Annotated in this window: 16 protein-coding genes; 14 read left to right on the top strand and 2 right to left on the bottom strand. The window is 37.8% G+C overall.

From position 1 onward, the window contains the following. Positions 1-1610 (bottom strand): hypothetical protein (locus GGR10_RS06255; protein WP_182480382.1); only part of this gene is annotated, 1610 nt, incomplete at its 3' end. 547 nt (positions 1611-2157) lie between these two features. Then, positions 2158-5670: an autotransporter outer membrane beta-barrel domain-containing protein gene (locus tag GGR10_RS06250; protein WP_182480381.1), complete on the bottom strand. Its 3513-nt coding sequence runs from the start codon at positions 5668-5670 to the stop codon at positions 2158-2160. Positions 5671-6122: 452 nt separating this feature from the next. On the opposite strand from GGR10_RS06250, the gene fliF reads away from it, so the two are divergent. The 14 genes from fliF to fliQ all read left to right on the top strand — a co-directional run bounded on the left by fliF (position 6123) and on the right by fliQ (position 19252). Further along, entirely contained in the window at positions 6123-7790 is a 1668-nt protein-coding gene (gene fliF / locus GGR10_RS06245; protein ID WP_182480380.1) for a flagellar basal-body MS-ring/collar protein FliF, read from the top strand. 22 nt (positions 7791-7812) lie between these two features. Further along, positions 7813-8565, top strand: coding sequence for a hypothetical protein (locus GGR10_RS06240; RefSeq protein WP_182480379.1), 753 nt, complete (start codon positions 7813-7815; stop codon positions 8563-8565). Next, entirely contained in the window at positions 8562-9752 is a 1191-nt protein-coding gene (locus GGR10_RS06235; RefSeq protein WP_182480378.1) for a flagellar motor protein MotB, read from the top strand. Before GGR10_RS06240 ends, GGR10_RS06235 begins: the two co-directional genes overlap by 4 nt. Then, the gene (locus tag GGR10_RS06230; RefSeq protein ID WP_246316888.1) at positions 9749-11140 is read left to right on the top strand and encodes a chemotaxis protein; all 1392 of its coding nucleotides are present in this window, start codon (positions 9749-9751) and stop codon (positions 11138-11140) included. The genes GGR10_RS06235 and GGR10_RS06230 overlap by 4 nt, the downstream gene beginning before the upstream one ends. A 2-nt stretch (positions 11141-11142) precedes the next feature. Then, the gene (locus GGR10_RS06225; protein ID WP_182480377.1) at positions 11143-12306 is read left to right on the top strand and encodes a flagellar hook-length control protein FliK; all 1164 of its coding nucleotides are present in this window, start codon (positions 11143-11145) and stop codon (positions 12304-12306) included. A 52-nt stretch (positions 12307-12358) separates the two neighbouring features. After that, the gene (locus GGR10_RS06220; RefSeq protein ID WP_236829023.1) at positions 12359-12835 is read left to right on the top strand and encodes a transglycosylase SLT domain-containing protein; all 477 of its coding nucleotides are present in this window, start codon (positions 12359-12361) and stop codon (positions 12833-12835) included. Between the two features lie 241 nt (positions 12836-13076). Beyond that, positions 13077-13763 carry a response regulator transcription factor gene (locus GGR10_RS06215; RefSeq protein WP_182480375.1) on the top strand — a complete coding sequence of 229 codons (687 nt, stop codon included), beginning with the start codon at positions 13077-13079 and terminating at the stop codon, positions 13761-13763. A 211-nt stretch (positions 13764-13974) separates the two neighbouring features. Then, positions 13975-15186 (top strand): flagellar hook protein FlgE, encoded by a 1212-nt coding sequence (locus tag GGR10_RS06210; RefSeq protein ID WP_182480374.1) that lies wholly within the window; start codon positions 13975-13977, stop codon positions 15184-15186. Between the two features lie 30 nt (positions 15187-15216). Beyond that, positions 15217-16587, top strand: a complete 1371-nt coding sequence (flgK, locus tag GGR10_RS06205) for a flagellar hook-associated protein FlgK (RefSeq protein ID WP_182480373.1) — start codon at positions 15217-15219, stop codon at positions 16585-16587. 7 nt (positions 16588-16594) lie between these two features. Then, positions 16595-17677 (top strand): flagellar hook-associated family protein, encoded by a 1083-nt coding sequence (locus GGR10_RS06200; protein ID WP_182480372.1) that lies wholly within the window; start codon positions 16595-16597, stop codon positions 17675-17677. Between the two features lie 16 nt (positions 17678-17693). Further along, positions 17694-18062: a flagellar biosynthesis regulator FlaF gene (flaF, locus tag GGR10_RS06195; RefSeq protein ID WP_010704215.1), complete on the top strand. Its 369-nt coding sequence runs from the start codon at positions 17694-17696 to the stop codon at positions 18060-18062. Next, positions 18059-18505 carry a flagellar biosynthesis repressor FlbT gene (gene flbT, locus GGR10_RS06190; RefSeq protein WP_418214928.1) on the top strand — a complete coding sequence of 149 codons (447 nt, stop codon included), beginning with the start codon at positions 18059-18061 and terminating at the stop codon, positions 18503-18505. Before flaF ends, flbT begins: the two co-directional genes overlap by 4 nt. Position 18506: 1 nt before the next feature. Beyond that, a complete protein-coding gene (gene flgD / locus GGR10_RS06185) occupies positions 18507-18989 on the top strand; it encodes a flagellar hook assembly protein FlgD (RefSeq protein ID WP_182480371.1) in 483 nt (160 codons plus the stop codon). Next, complete coding sequence (fliQ, locus tag GGR10_RS06180; protein WP_010704212.1) at positions 18986-19252, top strand: flagellar biosynthesis protein FliQ; 267 nt, start codon at positions 18986-18988, stop codon at positions 19250-19252. The genes flgD and fliQ overlap by 4 nt, the downstream gene beginning before the upstream one ends. Positions 19253-19807 lie beyond the last annotated feature (555 nt).

Below are 19807 nucleotides of genomic sequence, written 5' to 3'. Positions count from 1 at the left end.
GCAGCCAATGCAACACCCGTTTGTATTGCAGCATAGCCAATATCAGCATCATAACCGTATTCAAGCGCAGTACGGTTAGATGATAAAGTCGCTTTATTTCCATAAGAAGATAAGAAGAAAGGGCTCTTTTTATTGCTTTTTATTTCCCATGGCATTGGGCGAATATTGGTTAAGAGAGCATTTTGATTTTCAATATCAGTGAAACCTGCAGCAAATAAGGCATTTGGCATCACTAAATAGTTTGCCATTTGCGGCACAAGAGCTTTTACGTTTGAGTTGGGGAGGTATTGATTTTGCAGTCGGAAATCCCAAAAAGCATTATTATGTGAATTTATACCAGACAATCTTTGGTTGATATTAGCTAAACCATGGCTTGATTTTGGCCCATAAGCATTCAACACATATTTGTAAGGTGAATCGTGAACGGTGGTATAGCCATTTGCTAATTCAAAGGAATTTTCTTTTGCATTTCCATAAACTTGGATTAGAGAGATCCCGCGTTCATTCCAAGGACGAAATACATCTACGTCTGTAGGGTCTCCATAAACATCGGCATGAACTGTTGTTGATCCTGTTACATGCCCCAAAATAAGAAGGCGATCAATTTTTTGTTGACCCGCTCTTTTATCATCACTCCACTGAGCATTTAAGTAGAGATTTACACGACCTTTTGCATTGTAAACTGTGTCACTGCCATCTGTTCCTGTTCCTACGTACAATGTTTGATAATAACCTTCTGTCGGGCTTTCAAAAGTAACAGTACTATTGCTGAGATTAAGTATAGAAATATCAGAACGAGATCTCTCCGCAATAGCAAGAATCAAATTTTTTCGAAGGGGACCAAGTATCGTATCTCTGTCATTTGTTTCTGTTTTACTAGCCCTTAAGACCCATTTGGAATCATTGTTAAGATTAAAAATTATTTTTTGTTGTGGATTTGCCGAAGGAATTGCAGATTGGTTATTACGATATTGCGTTTCATTTGCAGCTTCTTGTTGTGAAAGCCTTGTACCACCTTCTAAAGTAGAGTGATTTGCGTTTAGTATAAGAGTAGCATTATTGTTTTCTGGATGCGCTTTATTTTTTACTAAAACATCAGCACGAATTTTCGAATTTTGGAGAATTACTGCACCGTCTGCAAAAGGTCCTAAAATGCCTATGCCACTTTCAACAAACAGTTTTGTGTTAAGAAATGTTACGACATTGGTATTATATCCTCCGTGAGATACTGTTTGCGGCTGAAAGGCAATACCAACTCCACGATTGATAGCTATGATTGAATTTTTAAGACTAATTCTACCATCTTGAGTTAGTAAACCAACGTGCCCTGCTTTTGCACGAATGCCTGTAGCACTAATACTTCCACCATTTGTTGCACTAAGAGCATAAAAACCTGAAACACTTCCTCCGTTTATTATGATTGTTAAGGGATAGTGATCAGCATCTATTGCAATTTCTTTGTCATAAATATTAACATTATTCAGCATTATTGGCTGGCTGTTGGTATTTGCTGAAATTCTCCCTCTCGTATCACTGTGCGCATAGCTTATGTTATAAGAATAAAATAAAACCCCACTCATTGCGCATAATAAAAGGCATTTTTTACGCATCTATATACCCTTAAATATTTATCCACCTCCTAAAGCTTTATTAAAAGCGTTTAACTTATTCTGTATTTTATGTAAAGAATAAAAAACGATATATATTTTATTATTTAAAAGATAGGAACATTTTTAAAAAATGGTAGTACAATGCTGCTAAAAAAATTTCCGGATAATCTGGCTTTTGGAGTTTTTTCTGATGATTACATTTCTAGGGAGTGTGATATTTTGAACGCGCTTCATATAAATTTTCTCCCTTTTTAAGGTGAATTCTATAGGATCAAAGGAGAAGTTATTGCTGACTTATATTATTATAATCGCCAGAAGTTCTGGTAATATTCAATTTGCTATAGAGGGCAATGTTACGATTGTTGATGTTAGGGTACTTTCAATCGTTAATCACAACAACATCGTGTATTAATTTTTTCTCACAAAATAGAAAGGAAGTTTCTGTTTGATGACCAATTTTTGTGTGATGGGGTAAAATAGATTTCAACATACTAAAAAGGCAGCACAATGTGCTGCCTTTTTAATCAAAGTGAATATTATCATTGTTTTAGAAACGATACTTCAATCCCCCTGAGAGAGTTGCTCCAGATACACCAGCTTTTTGAAGCTTTTGCTGATAGCTAATATCCCCGTGGAGTGCGATATTCTGGAATAGTTGTGCATTGACACCTATTCCTCCTTCAATTGCTGATCCCATAGGATCAAGACGGAAGTTATCACCAACGCGTATTGTTCCTTCATCACCAAAAGTACTGATAAGGTTCAGTTTACCATAGAAGGAGAAGAGATGACCATCTTCAACACGGTTAACATTTTTAGTTAAACGTCCCCCCATACGAACGGCCCACTGATGAGGATTACCCATATCTACCTTAAAGTTATCGGCATCTTGGATGCTGCCCAACAACAATTGTTGATAAGCAATCTGCATCTGTGGTTCAAAAACCAATCCTTCAACACTGGTTGTTAGCTTTTTACCCAGAGTAGCAGATGCACTCCATGTATTCGCATCGTCTAACTTTGCAGTACGACCAATGACGGCATTGAAGACATTTCCTTTCAAGAAACCATAGGATAAGAGTGCATTAAGGTACACCCCACTATTATGCTGCACGCTACTATAAGCTGTAATACCCCATTTTTCGAGTGCAGTTTTGTCAACATCTGCCATATTTTGTGGCGTGAAAGACAGCTTTCCGTAAGTTCCTAAAAGCCCGAAGTATGAAGAGGTGTTTTGCCCTTCCAATGCAGCTAATGCAACACCTGTTTGTATCGCAGCATAGCCGATATCAGCTCCATAGCCATATTCGAGACCAGTGCGGTTAGACGATAAAGTTGTTTTACTTCCATAGGAAGACAGGAAGAAAGGATTCCTCTTATCATTTTCCATATTCCATGGCATCGCTGTCCGAATATCAGTTAAAAGAGCATTTTGATTTTCGATATCAGTAAAACCAGTAGAAAATAAAGCACTAGGCATCACCAAATAGTTTGCCATTTGTGGCACAAGAGCTTTTACGTTTGAGTTGGCAAGGTATTGATTTTGTAGACGGAAATCCCAGAAATCATTACCTTCAGCACCATCATCGCGAACATCTAGTACAACAGGATCTTTCTCAATCAACATTTGCTCAGCATCAGCTGAATCTTTACTAGATTCTGGCCCATAGGCATTCAGTATATATCTATAAGGTGAACCACTAACTGTAGTATAACCATTCGCTAATTTGAAAGAATCTTCTTTTGCTGTTCCAGAGACTTGGATCAGAGAAATTCCACGTTCATTCCAAGGGACAAAACCGGTTGCTTCTGTGGCATTTCCTTGAACGTTAACATATACTGCTGTTGATCCTGATACATCACCTTTAATGAGCAGATGATCAGCTTTTTGCTCTTTTATTTCCTTACCATCACTCCATTCAGCATTTAAATAGAGTTTAGCATTACCTGTCGCATTATAGACTGCTTTGGTGACATCTTTTCCTGTTCCCACTTGCAATGTCTGGTAATGACCTTCTGTTGGACCATCAAAAATAACGGAACTATCATTAAGATTAAGTACAGAGATATCAGAGCGGGATCTATCAGCAATAGGAGCTAACTGATCGTCATAACCTTTTTCTTTTTTACTGGCCTTTAAAATCCATTTAGAATCATTGTTGAGATCAAAGATTATGTTATCGTTCTCTCCGATACTTACACGACCTTCTAAGATAGAATGATCTGCGGTTAAAGTAGCTTCAGAATTTGGTGTGGCCGATAGTAAAACATCAGCACGAATTTCCGAATTTTTAAGCATGATATTATTATCAAACTCTTCAGATGATGCAGAAACTTGGTCCCGTTCTTGAAGATCTTGTTCCTCATCAACAGAAAAGTTAGCAAGATAAATACCGGTACCATTCTTAACAATAAGTTTCGTATCAGTGAAATTGACTTTATTATCTTTTTTTTCTTTGTTGTATAATTCTAAACCAACTTTATCCGCTACTGCAGAAACATTGGTAACATCAATCCGTCCTCCTTCTCTTACGTGAAAGGCAATACCATCTTGCTCGTCGGGATCATCTCCTGCAATTGCAGTAACAGTTCCTCCAGTCATCGTAATCTTCGTTTTTTCACCTTCTGCAAACAAACTATCACCTTGATTGGATGTAACGGCAACGTTAGTAAGAGCAATTTGCCCTCCATCTTTTGCAGCAACTGCATTCTTTCCGTTAATTTTTCCTCCCACCATTGTAATTTGTGCTTCCTGTTCTTCTGCAGACAGCCCTTTTTCTTTAGACGTGATCGCTACACCATTTAAGTTAACAGTACCCTTGTTTACAACCTCTACTGCTACACCTTTACCAGTTGCATCAATAGAACCACCATTCATTGTGATTTGTGCTTCGTTTTCTGCAAATAGTCCCGTCTCATCAGATTTGATCACCGTATTGTTTAGCTCGACAGCGCTTTTGCTTTTAGCTTCTACTGCCGTACCAATCACATCAATAGAGCCGCCACTCATTGTAATTTGCGTTTTCTCACCTTCTGCAGATAATCCATAAGACCCTTCGCTTGTACCTTTTCCAAGCTCAGACTTGATTGTTACATTATTTAAAGTAATAGCGCCTTTACCTTTAGCTTCTACTGCTAAGGAAGCTTCATTAATAGAACCACCATTCATTATGATTTGCGCTTCGTTTTTCGCGATTAGCCCAACATCTTCAGACGTAATTTTTACACCATTATTTAATTCTACAACACTTTTATCTGCAGACTCTACTGCTGTTTTATCTGCTTCAATAGAGCCGCCATTCATTATAATTTTGGCTTCGTTATCTGCAGATAGCCCTTTCTTTTGAGATTTAATTGTTACAGCATCGTTTAAAATGATAGTGCTGTTGTGTTGAGATTTCACTGCTGCAGTTGTACCAGTTGCTTCAATAGAACCACCATTCATTGTAATTTGCGATTCGTTTTTTGCGAGTAGCCCAAAATCCTTAGACGTAATTTTTACACCATTTAAATTGATGACGCCTTTATTTTCAGCCCACACTGCTGTTTTAGCTGCATCAATAGAGCCACCATTCATTGTGATTTGTGCTCCACTATCTGCAAATAATCCATATTCCTTAGATGTGATTTTTTCAACGTTGTTTAGCGTGATAATACCATTGGTTATAGCTCCTACAGCCACTTTAGCTGCATCAATGGAGCCACCAGTCATTGTGATCATACCACTGTCTTCTGCTTTAAGGCCAGTTTTAACTTTTTCAATAGTTGTATTATCTTTTAAGTCAATGACACTTCCAGAGCCACCAGCATATGCACCCCTTCCTTCATCTCCCTTACCAGTCAACGTTAATTCACTACCGTCGATTTTACCACCCGCTGTCGCGCTAACAGCATTCTCATCTTTACCCCCACCTGTAGCTTGATAGCTCTCACCAGAAACTACCTGTGGACCATCATCACCAGTAACACTAAGAGTTGTTTCTTTTGCGTGTGCATTAAGATGAGCGCCAAACAATACGACAGCTGCTGCTGTGGATAATAAAAGGGACTTTTTATGCATGATACTTTCCTTACTTATAAATCCCATATTGATCCCTCCCCGCTTATAAGAAGGACACGAATGGATTACTTAGAGAAATAAATATTTCATTATAACTTATCTGTAAAGAAAAAAATAATTCTACACATTTAAAGATAAATTATAATAAAATACATATTGTTTATTTATAAAATACAGATTGTAGTTATATGTAATTATATTGTAAGCATAGATATAGTTTAAAAGTTAATTTTTTACTGCTTTCTTTTGTTAAAAAACGATATTATTATTTACATAATGCTTTAAGATAATAGTCAATGGGTGTTATGAGATTTTTTGTTGAGAGTGGGCGTCATTTTCGCGCAAGTTTTATTTTTTATAACTTTAGGGAAAGAGAGTAGATAAGCAACTATAGAAAAGTTGTCTTTATTTGGCTCGAAATGGGTTTTTCTCAATAAAAATGGTACAACTATATGCTTGATAAACTTTTGGCTTTTCTTTCTTCTTCCGGGCAGGCTCTTCAGAAATTAGGAGTAAAGCGTCTTGTTGCGCTTGGTCTGGTTGGAATCACGTTGTTTGGAACGATTTTATTTTCCAGTTTTTATTTAACACGTCCTTCTTATGAGACACTTTATATTGGTCTTTCTCGTGATGATGTGAATCGTATGGGAGTGGCTTTGGGCGAAACGGGAATTGCTTTTGATGTTTCTTCCGATGGAAGTTCTATTCAAGTTCCTGTGGGGCAGGCGGAAAAGGCTCGGATGTTTCTTGCAGAAAAAGGGCTTCCTACATCAAATAATGCAGGGTATGAATTGTTTGATAATATGGGGTCATTGGGGTTAACATCTTTTATGCAGGAAATTACCCGCCAACGTGCTTTAGAAGGTGAGATTGCACGCACAATTCAAGTTGTGCAAGGTGTAAAGGCTGCACGCGTTCATATTGTTTTGCCAGACAAAGGGTCATTCCGTAAGGCTAATCAGAAGCCTACCGCTTCTGTTGTGATTCGTACAGATGGTGGTTTTTCAGCCGAGTCTGCTCAATCTATTCGCCAGTTGGTATCTGCAGCGGTTCCTTCGCTTGAAGCAAGTTCTGTTACAGTTATGGATACACGGGGGCAGTTATTGGCTTCTGGGGTTGATGCGGCGAATGGAGCTTCTGTTCGGATGGCTTTACTTGAACAACAAGTTGCATCGCAAATTGATGCTAATATTCGTAAGCAATTAGTACCTTACCTTGGCCTTGATCACTTCCAAACTAGTGTGCAAGTTGATTTGGATACAAACCGTCAACAGATCAATGAAACTGTTTTTGATCCAGAATCGCAGGTTGTACGTTCTGTGCGCTCTGTGCGTGATCAGGCGGATAGTCAAAATAGCCGCAATAATGATGCTGTTGGAGTGGAGCAAAATATTCCACAAGAGGAAATTGCTAATGGTGGTGGAGAACGCTCAACTGATAAAAAAGACCGTCGTGAAGAAACTACTAATTATGAAATTAACTCTAAGGTTATTTCCACTGTTAAAGATGGTTATAGCGTGAAAAAACTGGCTGTTGCTATTGTGGTGGATCGTGCACGTTTGGCTCTTGCAAAAGGTAACAATGGAGATTCTGAAAGTTTCATTAATGATGAAATTAACCGTATTCAGCAGATGGTAGCAACAGCTGCAGGGCTTGATCCAAAACGTGGTGATGTTATCAATGTTACAGCAGTTGATTTCATTGGCTATTCTGATAAAGATCTAACACCTATGCAAACGCCTATTTGGAAATCATTGTCACCTTATTTATCCACTTTCGTTAACGGATTGGCTTTGGTTGTTGCTGTCTTGTTGATTTTGTTCTTAGGTGTGCGCCCATTGATGCGTGAAATGCGTGAGGGACAAAAGGCTCTTGATAATGAAGAAAATGCTTTGGCAGGTCTTAAAGATGTGCCTGCTTTGGAAAATCAATCTAACATTAATGGAGAATTTGGTGGAATTGCAGGTGCAAAAGATGATACGCTTAATGACTTGCGTAGTCGTATGCGTGTAGCTCCTCAAAATCGTTTAGAGAAAATGATAGAAATAGATGAACAACGTTTTGCTGAGGTTTTACGCGAATGGGTTAATGACGCCAATGCAACTGTACAACCCGCATAGATTTACCAAAGTGAGATGTTGAATGGAAGCGATCAATGGAATGGAAAAGATAGGTGAAGAATTTAAAAGAGAAGCAAGTGTATCACTTGCTTCATTTCTGAGTGATTTTTCACCTGTCGATGAAGATACAGAGATTTTACTTTTTAGTGATGAAAGTGAACAGATATGTGATAACGAGAAATATGAAGAATTTTTGTTATCTAGTACTGATTTTGTAGAAGAAGATATGGAAGAAATATTGCCTCTCCATGTTGCTTCTGAAAATGATGTTGATTTTGAAGTTGTCGAACAAAAGACTTTTGATCAGGTTGAACAAGAAACGACAGAAAAGTTACAAAAACAATTTGCAGCTGAAAAGCAGCAAATGGAAGAAGAGCATGCCAAAGCTATTGAAGTGGCCAAGCAAGGTGTGGTTGAAAACCTGGGTGCTCAGATGCACAGCCAATTAATAGAAGGGTTTGCTGATTTGCGTCAAGGGATTGCTAAAGATATTGCGCAGGTACTTGCTGCCTTTATTGGTGAGAAAATTACGCAAGAGGCACTTCAGCAATTTGCTGCAAAGATGGCAGATCAAGTTATTGATGAAGAGCAATCTTTAGTGCTTGAAGGAAATGAAAAACTGTTTGAACAGCTCAAAAAACAGGAGGGGTTTGATGCTTCTAAATTTGAATTTCAATCAACTAACAGTACAGAAATACGTTTGCGTCGCGGTAACGTGGTTACCGCTACACAACTGACTCCATTATTAGCAAACTTGCAGGAGTTGGTTCAATGAAATCTGAAGGTGAACAGTCTCACTCTGAAATTATTATTGTTCGTCGTGGGGGACATGACGATCATGATGAGCACCATGGGGGCGCTTGGAAAATTGCTTATGCTGATTTTGTGACAGCAATGATGGCGTTTTTTCTTGTGATGTGGCTTGTTAACGCAAAAGATGAAGAGACTAGAGAAGCTATTGCAAATTATTTTAATCCAATCAAACTTACGGATTCTCAAACAAGTAGCCGTAGCATTCAGAAAAAAAATGATGTTGAGGATGACAAGATTTGTCCTGTTGGTCAGACATGTGGGGGCGATAGCAAATCAGAAAATGTTCAGCCGGTTTCTTTGGAAGAAACAGAATTAATGCGTGATCCCTATAGTGGATTGGACAAAATTGTTCAATCTCAACAAAATGTGCAAAATATGCAAAGTCTTCCTGATAGTGATGGGAAGCATGAAACCCTTATGGGTAATAGTAAGGGTGATTCGAAAGAAAATTTACCAGTAACTGATTATCGGGATCCATTTTCACCTCATTATTGGAAGGAAAATGTAGCATCTCATAACAATACGTTGAATGCACAAGGAATAGAATGGAAGGAAGGTCAGGCCCAGCAACAGCTTGCGCAAGAAGATGCTCCTTCTCAGGAGTCACGTGATTTTGCAAAAGAGGTAGCAGATCTTATCAAAGAAATAACTGATGAAAATCATTTATCGGCTAGTGTGTTGCCAATCAGAGAAGGTGTTATGATTGAGTTGATGGACCAGCCTGAGTATGAAATGTTTAAAGTTGGTTCATCTGTTCCTACAGCACAAACAGTTGAATTTATTGATCGTATAGCAAAAGTTATTGCAAAGCATCCAGGAAATGTGGTGGTTGGTGGGCATACTGATGCACGCCCTTACCGTAGTACAACTCGTGATAATTGGCAACTTTCAACATCACGTGCCCAGATGGCTTATTATATGTTAGTGCGCGGTGGTTTGGATGAAAAACGCATTTTGCGTGTTGAAGGTTATGCAGATCGGAATTTAAAAAACAAACAAGATCCTTATGCTTCTGAAAATCGACGTATATCCATTTTTGTACGGGATCCAAATGTTGATCTTACACGGAAAATGCCTGCATTAAAAAAGGCCTTGTCTAAACATCCAAGACAAATGGAGCCAGTTTCTCAAAAGGAAAAAACACCATGATTGTAAAAAAAGCATATGGTGCTGGTCTTTTGTTTTTTATAACATTTACACAAGGAATTTTTGCGCAAGGAGCAGGGGGATCTTCACAAAAAGAAGAATCAGCTTTTTATAAAAAAGCTGAGGAAATGTTTGTAGTGCAGGCAGCGCCCTCTTCTAAATCTGAGGAGTCTTCTGTTGGGTCAGAAGCTGTTTTGCCTCATCCAATGGAACTTGTTCGTTCTTTACAAAATTTACAAGATCAAATTGTATCGGGCCAAGAGGAAGTACTGCAAAAACAACCGCAGCTTTTAAGAGAAATTGGTGAAAAATTTTTAAATTTTAATCCTAGTGTTTGGAAAGATGAGCAAAATCTTTATGCATTATTGATTTACCTTTTTAATGGTGGCAACCCTTCAGTTGTGCGCGTAATTTTAAAAAGTTATGGCCAAGGGGTGATTGCAGAAAATATAATGACTGGTGTTTTGGCTTATTTGTCTCATAAACAAGAAGTCTTTTTTAAAACTTTTGCAAATTTAACCGATGAAGATATTCAATCTATCCCACCTGCTTTATTCTTTTCTATAGTTCTTTCTACGGTTGGTAATACGATTATGAAAGATCCTGTTCTAGCTATGAAGCAATTGGATCAAGTAAGGCTTCTTTCCCCGGGGACTTTATTTGAAGAAAGTGCAATTCGTCGTGAGATTAAGGTTGCGACAATTCTCGGTCAGACGGATCTTTTGACTTTATTAGTGCGCAATTATGCAAGTCGATTTGGGAAGTCACCTTATGCGAAGGACTTTTGGCGTGAGTTTGGAATTGCTATACCACGCATTGATGAGAAATTAGATGATCAACAGTTAGAAGCACTGATTTCATATGCACCGCCTATGGTACAGTTGATGGCATATATGGATGTTAGTCGCACTGCATTGATTAATGCGCGTATGGAAAGGGTGCAATTGAGTGCTCAAAAAGCTTTAACATTGGCGCATGAACTTAATGTAAATGATGCACCGGCCCGCCTTTATTATGCTGCTAGTTTAGCTAGTTCTGTAACAGCACATGAGGCGGAACAATTGTTACAGAATATTTCAAGTAAAGATTTATCAGAAAAAGATCGCTTATTATTTATTGCTGCGCAAGCTGTGGCACAAAAAGTTACTTCTTCTCTAGTGGATGGTCAAAAAGAAGTTAAAACTCAAGATTCTACACAACCACAAAATCAAAAAGAATTAGATACAATGTCAAAAGAAGTTGTGTCAAAAGAAGTTGAAGTTGTGTCAAAAGAAGCTAAAGAAGCTGTTGAGCAACAAAATGCTCCATCTTCTACATCAACAGAAATAAATCAGCTTATCGAGCAAGCACAAGAAAAAATAGACGAAGTCGATAAATTATTGGGAACATAGATATGATGATAAATACTGATGAATTGTGTGATATTCTTTCTACATCAGTGTCTAAAGTTAATAAGGCTTTGGTTCAACCAAAAGAAGGCAGAGACAATCAGCTGCGTGAAGCGTTTAAAGCGCTGGTTAGCCAAGGTACGAAGCTGTCGGATGAAAAGATTCTTGAGGAAGATTTTTTTTCTCAGGCAGTAGAAGAAGAAGCTTTAAAAGAAGATCTAGAACAAGATGATGCTGAAACTTTTAAAGCAAAAGATAAGCATTTAAAAGATAAAAAGAGAGCTTCTCTTCAAGATGTTTCTTACCCTTTATGCTTGGTACAGCAGTTTATGAAACAAGAAAAAATTGCGCAAGAATCAGACAGATTTGAAAAAAATGAGAACGTACCATCTTCTATGAAGAGTAATGTGCAAGATCAAAAGATTGCAGATATTCAAAAAACGGATGTGGTTAAGGATGAAGTCCAAGGAGAGAGTCAAGTTAAAACCGTTGAAAAAAATCCACTTGCACAAAAATTTGTACCAAATTTTACGCACAGTGCTACGCAAAATAGTGAACCATTAAATAGTGAACCATTAATGGCTCGTTTGGAAGTGGGTGTTGAAAAATCTCAACTTCTAGAAGACCTGGAAATAGGTGATAAACTTACTCTTGAAAAAGAAAACTCTGCTTTAATCAATAAGTTAAGCGATGTTGACATTACGTTGAATAAAAAGGTTGGCCATGTACAGCTTTTACGTTTGAAGCTAACACCTGCTGAGCTTGGAACGATTGATGCTAAATTGCGCATGAGTGCGCAAGGACTTCATGTTGAATTGCATATTCAACGTCAAGAAACAGCACGCCTTTTGGCTGACAATCAACAGATGTTGGTCCGCATTTTGGAAAAGATTCCTGTTAATGATGACAGTCGCGTATTAGTCAGTATTATTGATAAAAATGCTCAAACTATCCAGCATGGTCAGTCTTCGCAGATGGATCAGGGGGCAGGGCAGAATGATAGTGGACAAAATTTCAATGGTCAGCGTCAGGCTTTTGGTCATAAGGGTCAGAATGAACAAAATGAATCAAAGCAATTTTTCAAACAATTTTTATTGGTGGATTCATCGCTGTTGGATATTTCCGTTGACAATGTTCACCCACACGATCCTTATCGGTTGGTTGTGTAGCTTTGTTATACTGAGCAGTGCTATAGCTGCTGGAAATGTGTGTGAAGCGGAAATGATTGACGCCTCTAAGCGTTATGGTATTCCTTTGGGTATTCTTTATGCGATTGGTTTAACAGAAACAGGTCATAAAGAATCACTTCAGCCTTATGCATTAAATATTGATGGCAAAGCTGTTTTTGCTAAAACGCAAGCGGAAGCTTTACGTATTTTCAAAACTGCCCAACAGCGTGGTGCTAAATTAATCGATGTGGGTTGTATGCAAATCAACTATTTTTATCATCGTAAGCATTTTTCTTCTGTAGCAGAGATGCTGAAACCTCATGTTAATGTAGATTACGCAGCACGCTTTTTACGAAGTTTACGTCAAAAAGAAGGTAACTGGACTATGGCAGTTGCACGTTACCATGCTGGCCCCAATAATGATCCAGCTCAAAAACGTTACGTATGCCGCGTTATGCGCAATATGATTGCAAGTGGTTTTGGTCAATGGACTCCTAATTCTCGAGCATTTTGTAAAAACGCACCTTGAATCATTTTTTGAAGAAAAAATGGCATATTGTTTCATTTTGAACAATTTTACATGTATTAAACAAGTATAAATTGTATAATTAAATTAATAATACAACTATAAATAGTAAATCATTGATTTATATAAGATAAATTAGAAAAATAACTTGTGTTTTTAAAGATTAAATTATACTTTTTGTTAAGATTTAGATCTTTTCAAAAATAGATTTTAAGTTAAGTTAAGTTATTTGAGTGAGAAGCGCATGATAGTTGTAGTAGATGACCGTAAGTTAGTAACGGATGGCTATTCTACGCTGTTCGCTCGAGAAGGAGTGGCTACAACAGGTCTCCTTCCTTCAGATTTTAGTGAATGGATTTCAACAGCTCCTGAACATGAAGTAAATTCGATTGAAGCGATTCTTTTAGGAAAATGCGAAAATCAAATTGAGCTTCCAAAGGAAATCCGCACATATAGCTCTGCACCTATTTTAGCTATGACGGAAACAAATGTTCTCGATCATACAATAGAGCTTTTTCAAGCAGGCATCGATGATGTTTTACGCAAACCAATACATGTACGTGAGATTCTCGCACGTATTGCTGCTATTCGCCGCCGCATTGGAGGTGATGTTCGTAGCGCCAGTGCTGCAATAGAAATTGGCCCCATCAGTGTCTTTAATGATGGACGCGATCCGCGCATCAATGGTATAGACTTTCCCCTTCCACGCCGCGAAAGACGTATCCTTGAATATCTTGCAACAAACTACGGTAAGCGCGTTAACAAAACACAAATTTTTAACGCTATCTATGGCGTCTTTGACGATGTTATTGAAGAAAACGTTGTTGAAAGCCATATCAGTAAACTCCGCAAGAAGCTCAAATTGAAAATCGGTTATGATGTTATCGATTCAAAACGCTTTCTTGGTTACAGTTTAGTAGTTAAAGATTAATGTTTCTAAAAACCTCTACTTTTCTGCCTTTTTCTTAAAATACACGTAGCTAGTGCTCATAAATTCGCTCTCTCCTACGCCAAAAATGAAGTTATTTGTAAAATGTGTCTTTTTTAAGATCATTTTATTTCGATAGAAATATTAAGCAAAAGTTTCGCACAAGAAAGTCTGCTTATGATAACGTAATAGGCTAACATTAACAGGAGATAATATGAGTATTTATGGAATGATGCGTACGGGTGTTTCAGGTATGAACGCTCAAGGGACACGCCTTTCTGGTGTAGCAGAAAATGTCGCTAATGCTAATACAGTTGGATATAAACGTGCAGATGTCCAATTTTCTAATTATGTGATACCTTCTGGAGATTATGCTTATGTTCCTGGTGGGGTGAGGAGTCATGTTGGTCATGACATTTCAATCAGTGGTCCGGCGCGTGCGACAGGTCGGATGGGTGATGTGATGATTGATGGTAATGGTTTTTTCCGTGTCGCAGATGAAAACGGAATAGAATATTTAACGCGTGCAGGCTCTTTTTCTCGTGATAAGGATGGATATGTCCGTAATCCATCTGGTTATTATCTTTTAGATGAGGATGGACAAAGAGTTCAAATTAAAGGTGGACCGACTGATTTATTTGGTCCTGAGATCACGACAAAGATTGATTTTAAGGTAAATTTTGACGCCAGTGCAGAGGCTTTGGATGCTCATGGAGATATTGATCCTAATGACCCTGAAAGTTATAATCATAAAAAATCGGTAACCACTTATGATAGCCAGGGTAAGAAGATTCAAGTTGATTTCTATATGCGTAAAACTGATGACAATGAGTGGACAGTTGATGCCTATGTTGGAGGGGAGAAGGTTGGTACCACGGATTTAGTTTTTGATAAAGATGGTAATCTTAAAGATCCGGTAGATGATTTTACATTAACGCTTCCAGAAAATGATGGGGAAGATGGTACTTTTGAAGTTGCTGTAAACTTAGGTGGGGTAGGAAAAGATTCCTTGGTTACCCAGGTAGGTAATTTATCTGCTTTCGAACTCGAAGCAGATGGTATGGAATCAGGTGCTTTTGACGGTTTCACTTTTGGTCGCAATGGTGAGATTGAGGTAAGATATACTAATCACCAAATGCGTGTTGTGGGGTACGTGGGTATGACCACTGTGACATCCCCAGAAAGTTTGACTGTTTTAAGTGGCTCTGTTTTTGGAACTAATGGTCGCACAGGAAGTCAAATGATGGGACGTCCTGGAGATGGTGTATTTGGTTTGTTGTTCTCAGGTTATCTTGAAGATTCAAACGTTGAGATGAGCGATGAATTAACAGACATGATTGAAGCTCAACGTAATTATACAGCCAACTCCAAAGTCTTTCAAACAGGCTCTGAATTAATGGATGTTATTGTTAATTTGAAACGATAATTTAGGTAAAATTTAAAGGAATTTCAAATTATGGGGTTTAACTCAACAATTAACACAGCACGAAACTCTCTCAAGGCGACTACAGGTCAATTGGGTATTGTTTCGCAAAATGTAGTTGGCGCTCAAGACCCAAACTATGTTCGGCGAACTTCATATATAGAATCAGGGCCAAAAGGTGCTGTTCATCTTATGGTTCGCCGTGACGGTGACGTCCATTTGTTGAATAATTATTTGGTCAAATCGAGTCAAGCTGCTGTTTCTGGCAGTGTTGCTAATGGGCTTAATCGTTTATCTAACATTTATGGGGTAGATGAGTTTTCACGTGCACCTTCACAATTGCTTAGCGATTTTCAAAAAGCACTACAAACTTATGCCAATGATCCAGAGCAGCGTTTTGCAGGAGATGCGGCCGTTGATCGTGCACGTGATTTGGTTTACAGTTTAAATGAAGGCAATCGCGAAATCGAAAAACTACGCAATGATGCAGATAGCGATATTCGAGACTCTGTTGATCATATTAACGATCTATTACGACAGTTTCATGAGCTTGATCAGTATGTGGTTCGAGAAAGGAATGCGGGGCGGGATGATAGTATCTATATGGACCAGAGAGATGCAGTTTTAAAAGCTTTATCTCAAGAAATTGGCATCAATACAGTGTATCATTCTGATGGGAGTATGACCATTTATGGTATGGATGGCAGTACTTTATATGATAAGACCCCACGGGAGGTAACATTTCAATCGAGTGGCTCCTTGCCAGCTGGTGTTGCGGGAAAGCAAGTCTTTGTTGATGGCGTGCCATTAGGTCACCCGTCTTTTGTTGAACCCAATGGTGGTGGCAATCTTGGTGGATTGTTGAGGATACGTGATGAAATAGCACCACAGTATCAAAAACAGTTGGATGAAATGGCAAATGCTTTAATGCAGATGTTTCCAGGACCTCCTTCCTTATTTTTAGATGATAATCAACCAGATGGTGTTATTGGTCCTATTGAAGGGTTATCAGGGAGAATACGGCTTAATTCTGTATTTGATAGTAATACAGAAGGCGGTGGACCAGAACATTTTGGTGAGGATCTTCAATCGTTAGTGGATGCTTTTGATCAAAAGCGGACATTTGGAACAGATACAGGTTTGTTTCCCGAACAATCTATTATGGATTTTAGTAAAAATTCAATTGGTTGGCTTGAAGGATTACGTTCAGATGCGGATAAAGACGCAAAATATCACAGTACAATGTTTTTACATGCGTCTGAAGCGTTATCCAACGGAACGGGTGTAAATACAGATGATGAAATGGTGTTAATGTTACAATTAGAACAGACATATGCAGCCACCACACGTATTATTAGTACGGTTGGTAAAATGTTAGACGATCTTATGATAGCAATTCGGTAGGTATGAAATGAGAGTTCCATCAGTTTCAACATATGTTTTAAGTAATGCTCGGCGTGATGTAATTGCTAATGGGCAGTCTGAATTAATGCAAGCAAGCTATGAAGCGACTACTGGAAAATTGTATGATCCAGGTCTTACATTAGGGCGCAGAACAGGGCGCTTGGTGAATATTGAAAGCCAGATGAGTTATCTTGAAGGTTTTAGTAATACCAATAAATTGACGATGTTAAGAATGTCCTCTATGCAAGCTGCAATACACAGTTTGGTTTCATCAGGTGATGAAGCAGCTGCACCAGGAGCGTTGACTCTTTTTAATAATATGCTTGTAGGCGATCCAGGAAGTGCAGCGCCATCTGTGATACAAACAGTTGCACAGGATTCTTTGAGTGCATTTATTTCTGCTTTAAATACCAATTATAATGGTGAATATGTATTTGGTGGGACTAATACTAGTGAACAGCCGTTGAACTTTTATACAGTCGGTGGTGAAACTGGGCCTAGTAAGGTCGTAAAAGATACATTTGATGAATTTCTAGACGGTAGAAAACCGGAAGATCTTACCAGTGAAGAAATGGAAGAATTTATTGATGGGCCATTTAGTAGCTTGTTTGATGAAGAAAATTTCACTCAAATTTTTTCAAATGCTCAAGATGGCTCTATTGAAAAGCGTATTTTGTCGAATGGTGAGACAGTCAATGTTGCAGCGAGTGCTAATGAAAAAGGATTTCGCGATGCCATGAAAAATATGGTTTTGGTGGCAGAGTTTGGCGATATTGGTTTATCAAAAGATGCACAAGAAAGTCTATATTCAAAGGCGCGGACTTCTAATGATCAAACATCTACAAGTAGTTCTACGAGTGAAATTATTGCTATAGCCTCCAGAATAGGGAGTGCTGAAGCGAGAGTAAAAACAGCTACACAACGAATTGAGATTCAGAAAGATCTTCTCATGAAAGCAAAGATTGATTTGATTGGTGTTGATTCAACAGAGGCTGTTCAGAAAGTTCAAGCGTTAGAAGCGATGTTAAATCTTTCTTATACTTTGACAGGGCGGATAAGCCAGTTAAGTCTTGTTAATTATTTAAGATAAGAGGTGCAGTTATTTGATGTACCAAATGCGATATGAAGATGTGATGGAAGATGATGCAATGAGCGCGCGTGAGCGTGAACGTTCTTTGTTTGATCGTTGCATTAAACTTTTTTTGGATGCAAAGGCAAAAGGCCCTGGTTCACATGAGGTTAATGAAGCAGTTCAATTTGCTCGGAAGCTTTGGATCATTCTTATTGAAGATCTCGGGCAGGCAGAAAATGCTTTGCCACCAGAATTGAAGGCATCTCTTATTTCTATTGGTTTTTTTATTTTAAAGGAAATTCAGAAATTAGATGAGGGAAAGGTTGCTGATTTTGATGTTCTCGTTGAGATCTCAGAATCTATCCGTGATGGTCTTTCCACTAATCCAGAAATGTGTGAATGAGGAGGCAACCAATGTATTTAACATTAAAGCCGAATGAAAAAATTTTTATTAATGGTGCAGTTTTACGTGTAGATCGTAAAGTGACTTTTGAATTGCTCAATGATGTGACTTTTCTTTTAGAGGGGCATGTTTTACAAGTGGAAGATACTGATACACCACTTAAACAACTTTATTTTTCTGCTCAACTTATGTTGATTAACCCAGGAGAAGCTGAACAGGCATTGGCAGTTTTTGTTGGATTGTTAAAAAAATTGCTTCAAACTTTTACGGATAGTGATCTTTTGGAAGGGTTGAAGGAGTGTATCTATTTAACCGAGCAAAATAAAATGTTTGAAGTGTTGAAAGTTATTCGTGGTTTATTCCCAAGAGAAGCACAAATTATGGGGAAAATACCTTTAACAAATGCAAACGCAAGAGAAGTTAGACAGGTTAGCGAGGTGTGATATGACATTAGGTGCAGTTGGTAGTGGTAGTCTTGAAAGTTTTTTGCGCAGAGATAGCGGAAGACAAGATGTTGTTGAAGCTAAGAAAGACACAGATTTCGATACATTTATAAAATTGTTGGTAGCACAGATGAATAATCAAGATCCAACCAATCCTATGGATTCAACAGAATTTGTAGCGCAATTAGCAAGCTTTTCAGTTGTTGAACAAACTATAAAAACAAATGATAAACTTGATCAGATACTTTCAAATGGTTCCATTAATGGAGCAGAAGGATATGTTGGAAAATATATTCAATTTGAGGATGCTGATGGTAAGATAATTGAAGGATATGTTGAATCCATAGATATCTATACTGATGGTATGGTCGCGACATTAGATAATAATGAAAAAGTGCTTATCGGTCCGGGTATTACGGTAATGGGCAGTAAACCTGATTCAGATACTGATCAATCTCATGTTGAGGCTGAGGTTGAAGTATGAATGAAGCTGATGCTATTGATATGGTAACGGCTGCTATATGGACCATTTTAATTGCCAGTGGTCCAGCAGTCCTTGCTGCTATGTCTATAGGGATTTGTATTGCGTTATTTCAGGCGTTAACACAAGTGCAGGAAATGACCCTGACATTTATTCCAAAAATCATTATTATTTTTCTTGTTTTAGCGCTGACAGCTCCATTTATCGGAGGACAGATTTATGCGTTCACACAATTGGTTTACAATCGAATAGAAACGGGTTTTTGAAAATTTTAACATCATGTTTAACAACAATGTATTGGGAAATTTTTATCAATCTTTGAGTGTTTGTTTTTAATAAACTGACCCATTTATATTTGAAGATATCCGCTTGTTTTCTGTGATTAATAGGTTTGCAAGAAAATTCTATAATTTTAAAAATGTTTAAGGCAAATAGATTTTTTCAAGAAGAAATTTGGCAATTATTTCTTTAATCTTGAGAAGGGCTTTTGGATTGTTGTTATTAAGAGGAAATTTATTTTAGCTTATAGCTAAACTACACGTAAAATATAATCTCTATCTCTTTTGTAAAAAATACCACGGCGCCTATCTAAATAGATGTACGCTTCTTTATTTAGTGGGTTAAATTATATACAAAAATCATCAGAAAACATATTTTCTCTTTTCTTCCAAAAAAGAAGTCATTGTATTTGGATAGGTGTCAAATAGTGGTCAATAATTAACGTGATTTAGTTACTAAAGAAGCAGCAATACAGGATATATGCGAGACTGTATCAATCTTCTGTTCAAATGATGACGTACTGTTTTTACCTATTTCTCGGT

This window comes from Bartonella chomelii, assembly GCF_014138465.1.
Lineage (GTDB): Bacteria > Pseudomonadota > Alphaproteobacteria > Rhizobiales > Rhizobiaceae > Bartonella > Bartonella schoenbuchensis.
Note: the sequence above shows the minus strand (reverse complement) of the source record. Positions and strands in the feature narration are given on the sequence as shown.

Coding starts and splice junctions, on each gene's coding strand:
- GGR10_RS06250 (WP_182480381.1), bottom strand. CDS start 5,670: ATGCATAAAAAGTCCCTTTTATTATCCACAGCAGCAGCTGTCGTATTG.
- fliF (WP_182480380.1), top strand. CDS start 6,123: ATGCTTGATAAACTTTTGGCTTTTCTTTCTTCTTCCGGGCAGGCTCTT.
- GGR10_RS06240 (WP_182480379.1), top strand. CDS start 7,813: ATGGAAGCGATCAATGGAATGGAAAAGATAGGTGAAGAATTTAAAAGA.
- GGR10_RS06235 (WP_182480378.1), top strand. CDS start 8,562: ATGAAATCTGAAGGTGAACAGTCTCACTCTGAAATTATTATTGTTCGT.
- GGR10_RS06230 (WP_246316888.1), top strand. CDS start 9,749: ATGATTGTAAAAAAAGCATATGGTGCTGGTCTTTTGTTTTTTATAACA.
- GGR10_RS06225 (WP_182480377.1), top strand. CDS start 11,143: ATGATGATAAATACTGATGAATTGTGTGATATTCTTTCTACATCAGTG.
- GGR10_RS06220 (WP_236829023.1), top strand. CDS start 12,359: ATGATTGACGCCTCTAAGCGTTATGGTATTCCTTTGGGTATTCTTTAT.
- GGR10_RS06215 (WP_182480375.1), top strand. CDS start 13,077: ATGATAGTTGTAGTAGATGACCGTAAGTTAGTAACGGATGGCTATTCT.
- GGR10_RS06210 (WP_182480374.1), top strand. CDS start 13,975: ATGAGTATTTATGGAATGATGCGTACGGGTGTTTCAGGTATGAACGCT.
- flgK (WP_182480373.1), top strand. CDS start 15,217: ATGGGGTTTAACTCAACAATTAACACAGCACGAAACTCTCTCAAGGCG.
- GGR10_RS06200 (WP_182480372.1), top strand. CDS start 16,595: ATGAGAGTTCCATCAGTTTCAACATATGTTTTAAGTAATGCTCGGCGT.
- flaF (WP_010704215.1), top strand. CDS start 17,694: ATGTACCAAATGCGATATGAAGATGTGATGGAAGATGATGCAATGAGC.
- flbT (WP_418214928.1), top strand. CDS start 18,059: ATGAGGAGGCAACCAATGTATTTAACATTAAAGCCGAATGAAAAAATT.
- flgD (WP_182480371.1), top strand. CDS start 18,507: ATGACATTAGGTGCAGTTGGTAGTGGTAGTCTTGAAAGTTTTTTGCGC.
- fliQ (WP_010704212.1), top strand. CDS start 18,986: ATGAATGAAGCTGATGCTATTGATATGGTAACGGCTGCTATATGGACC.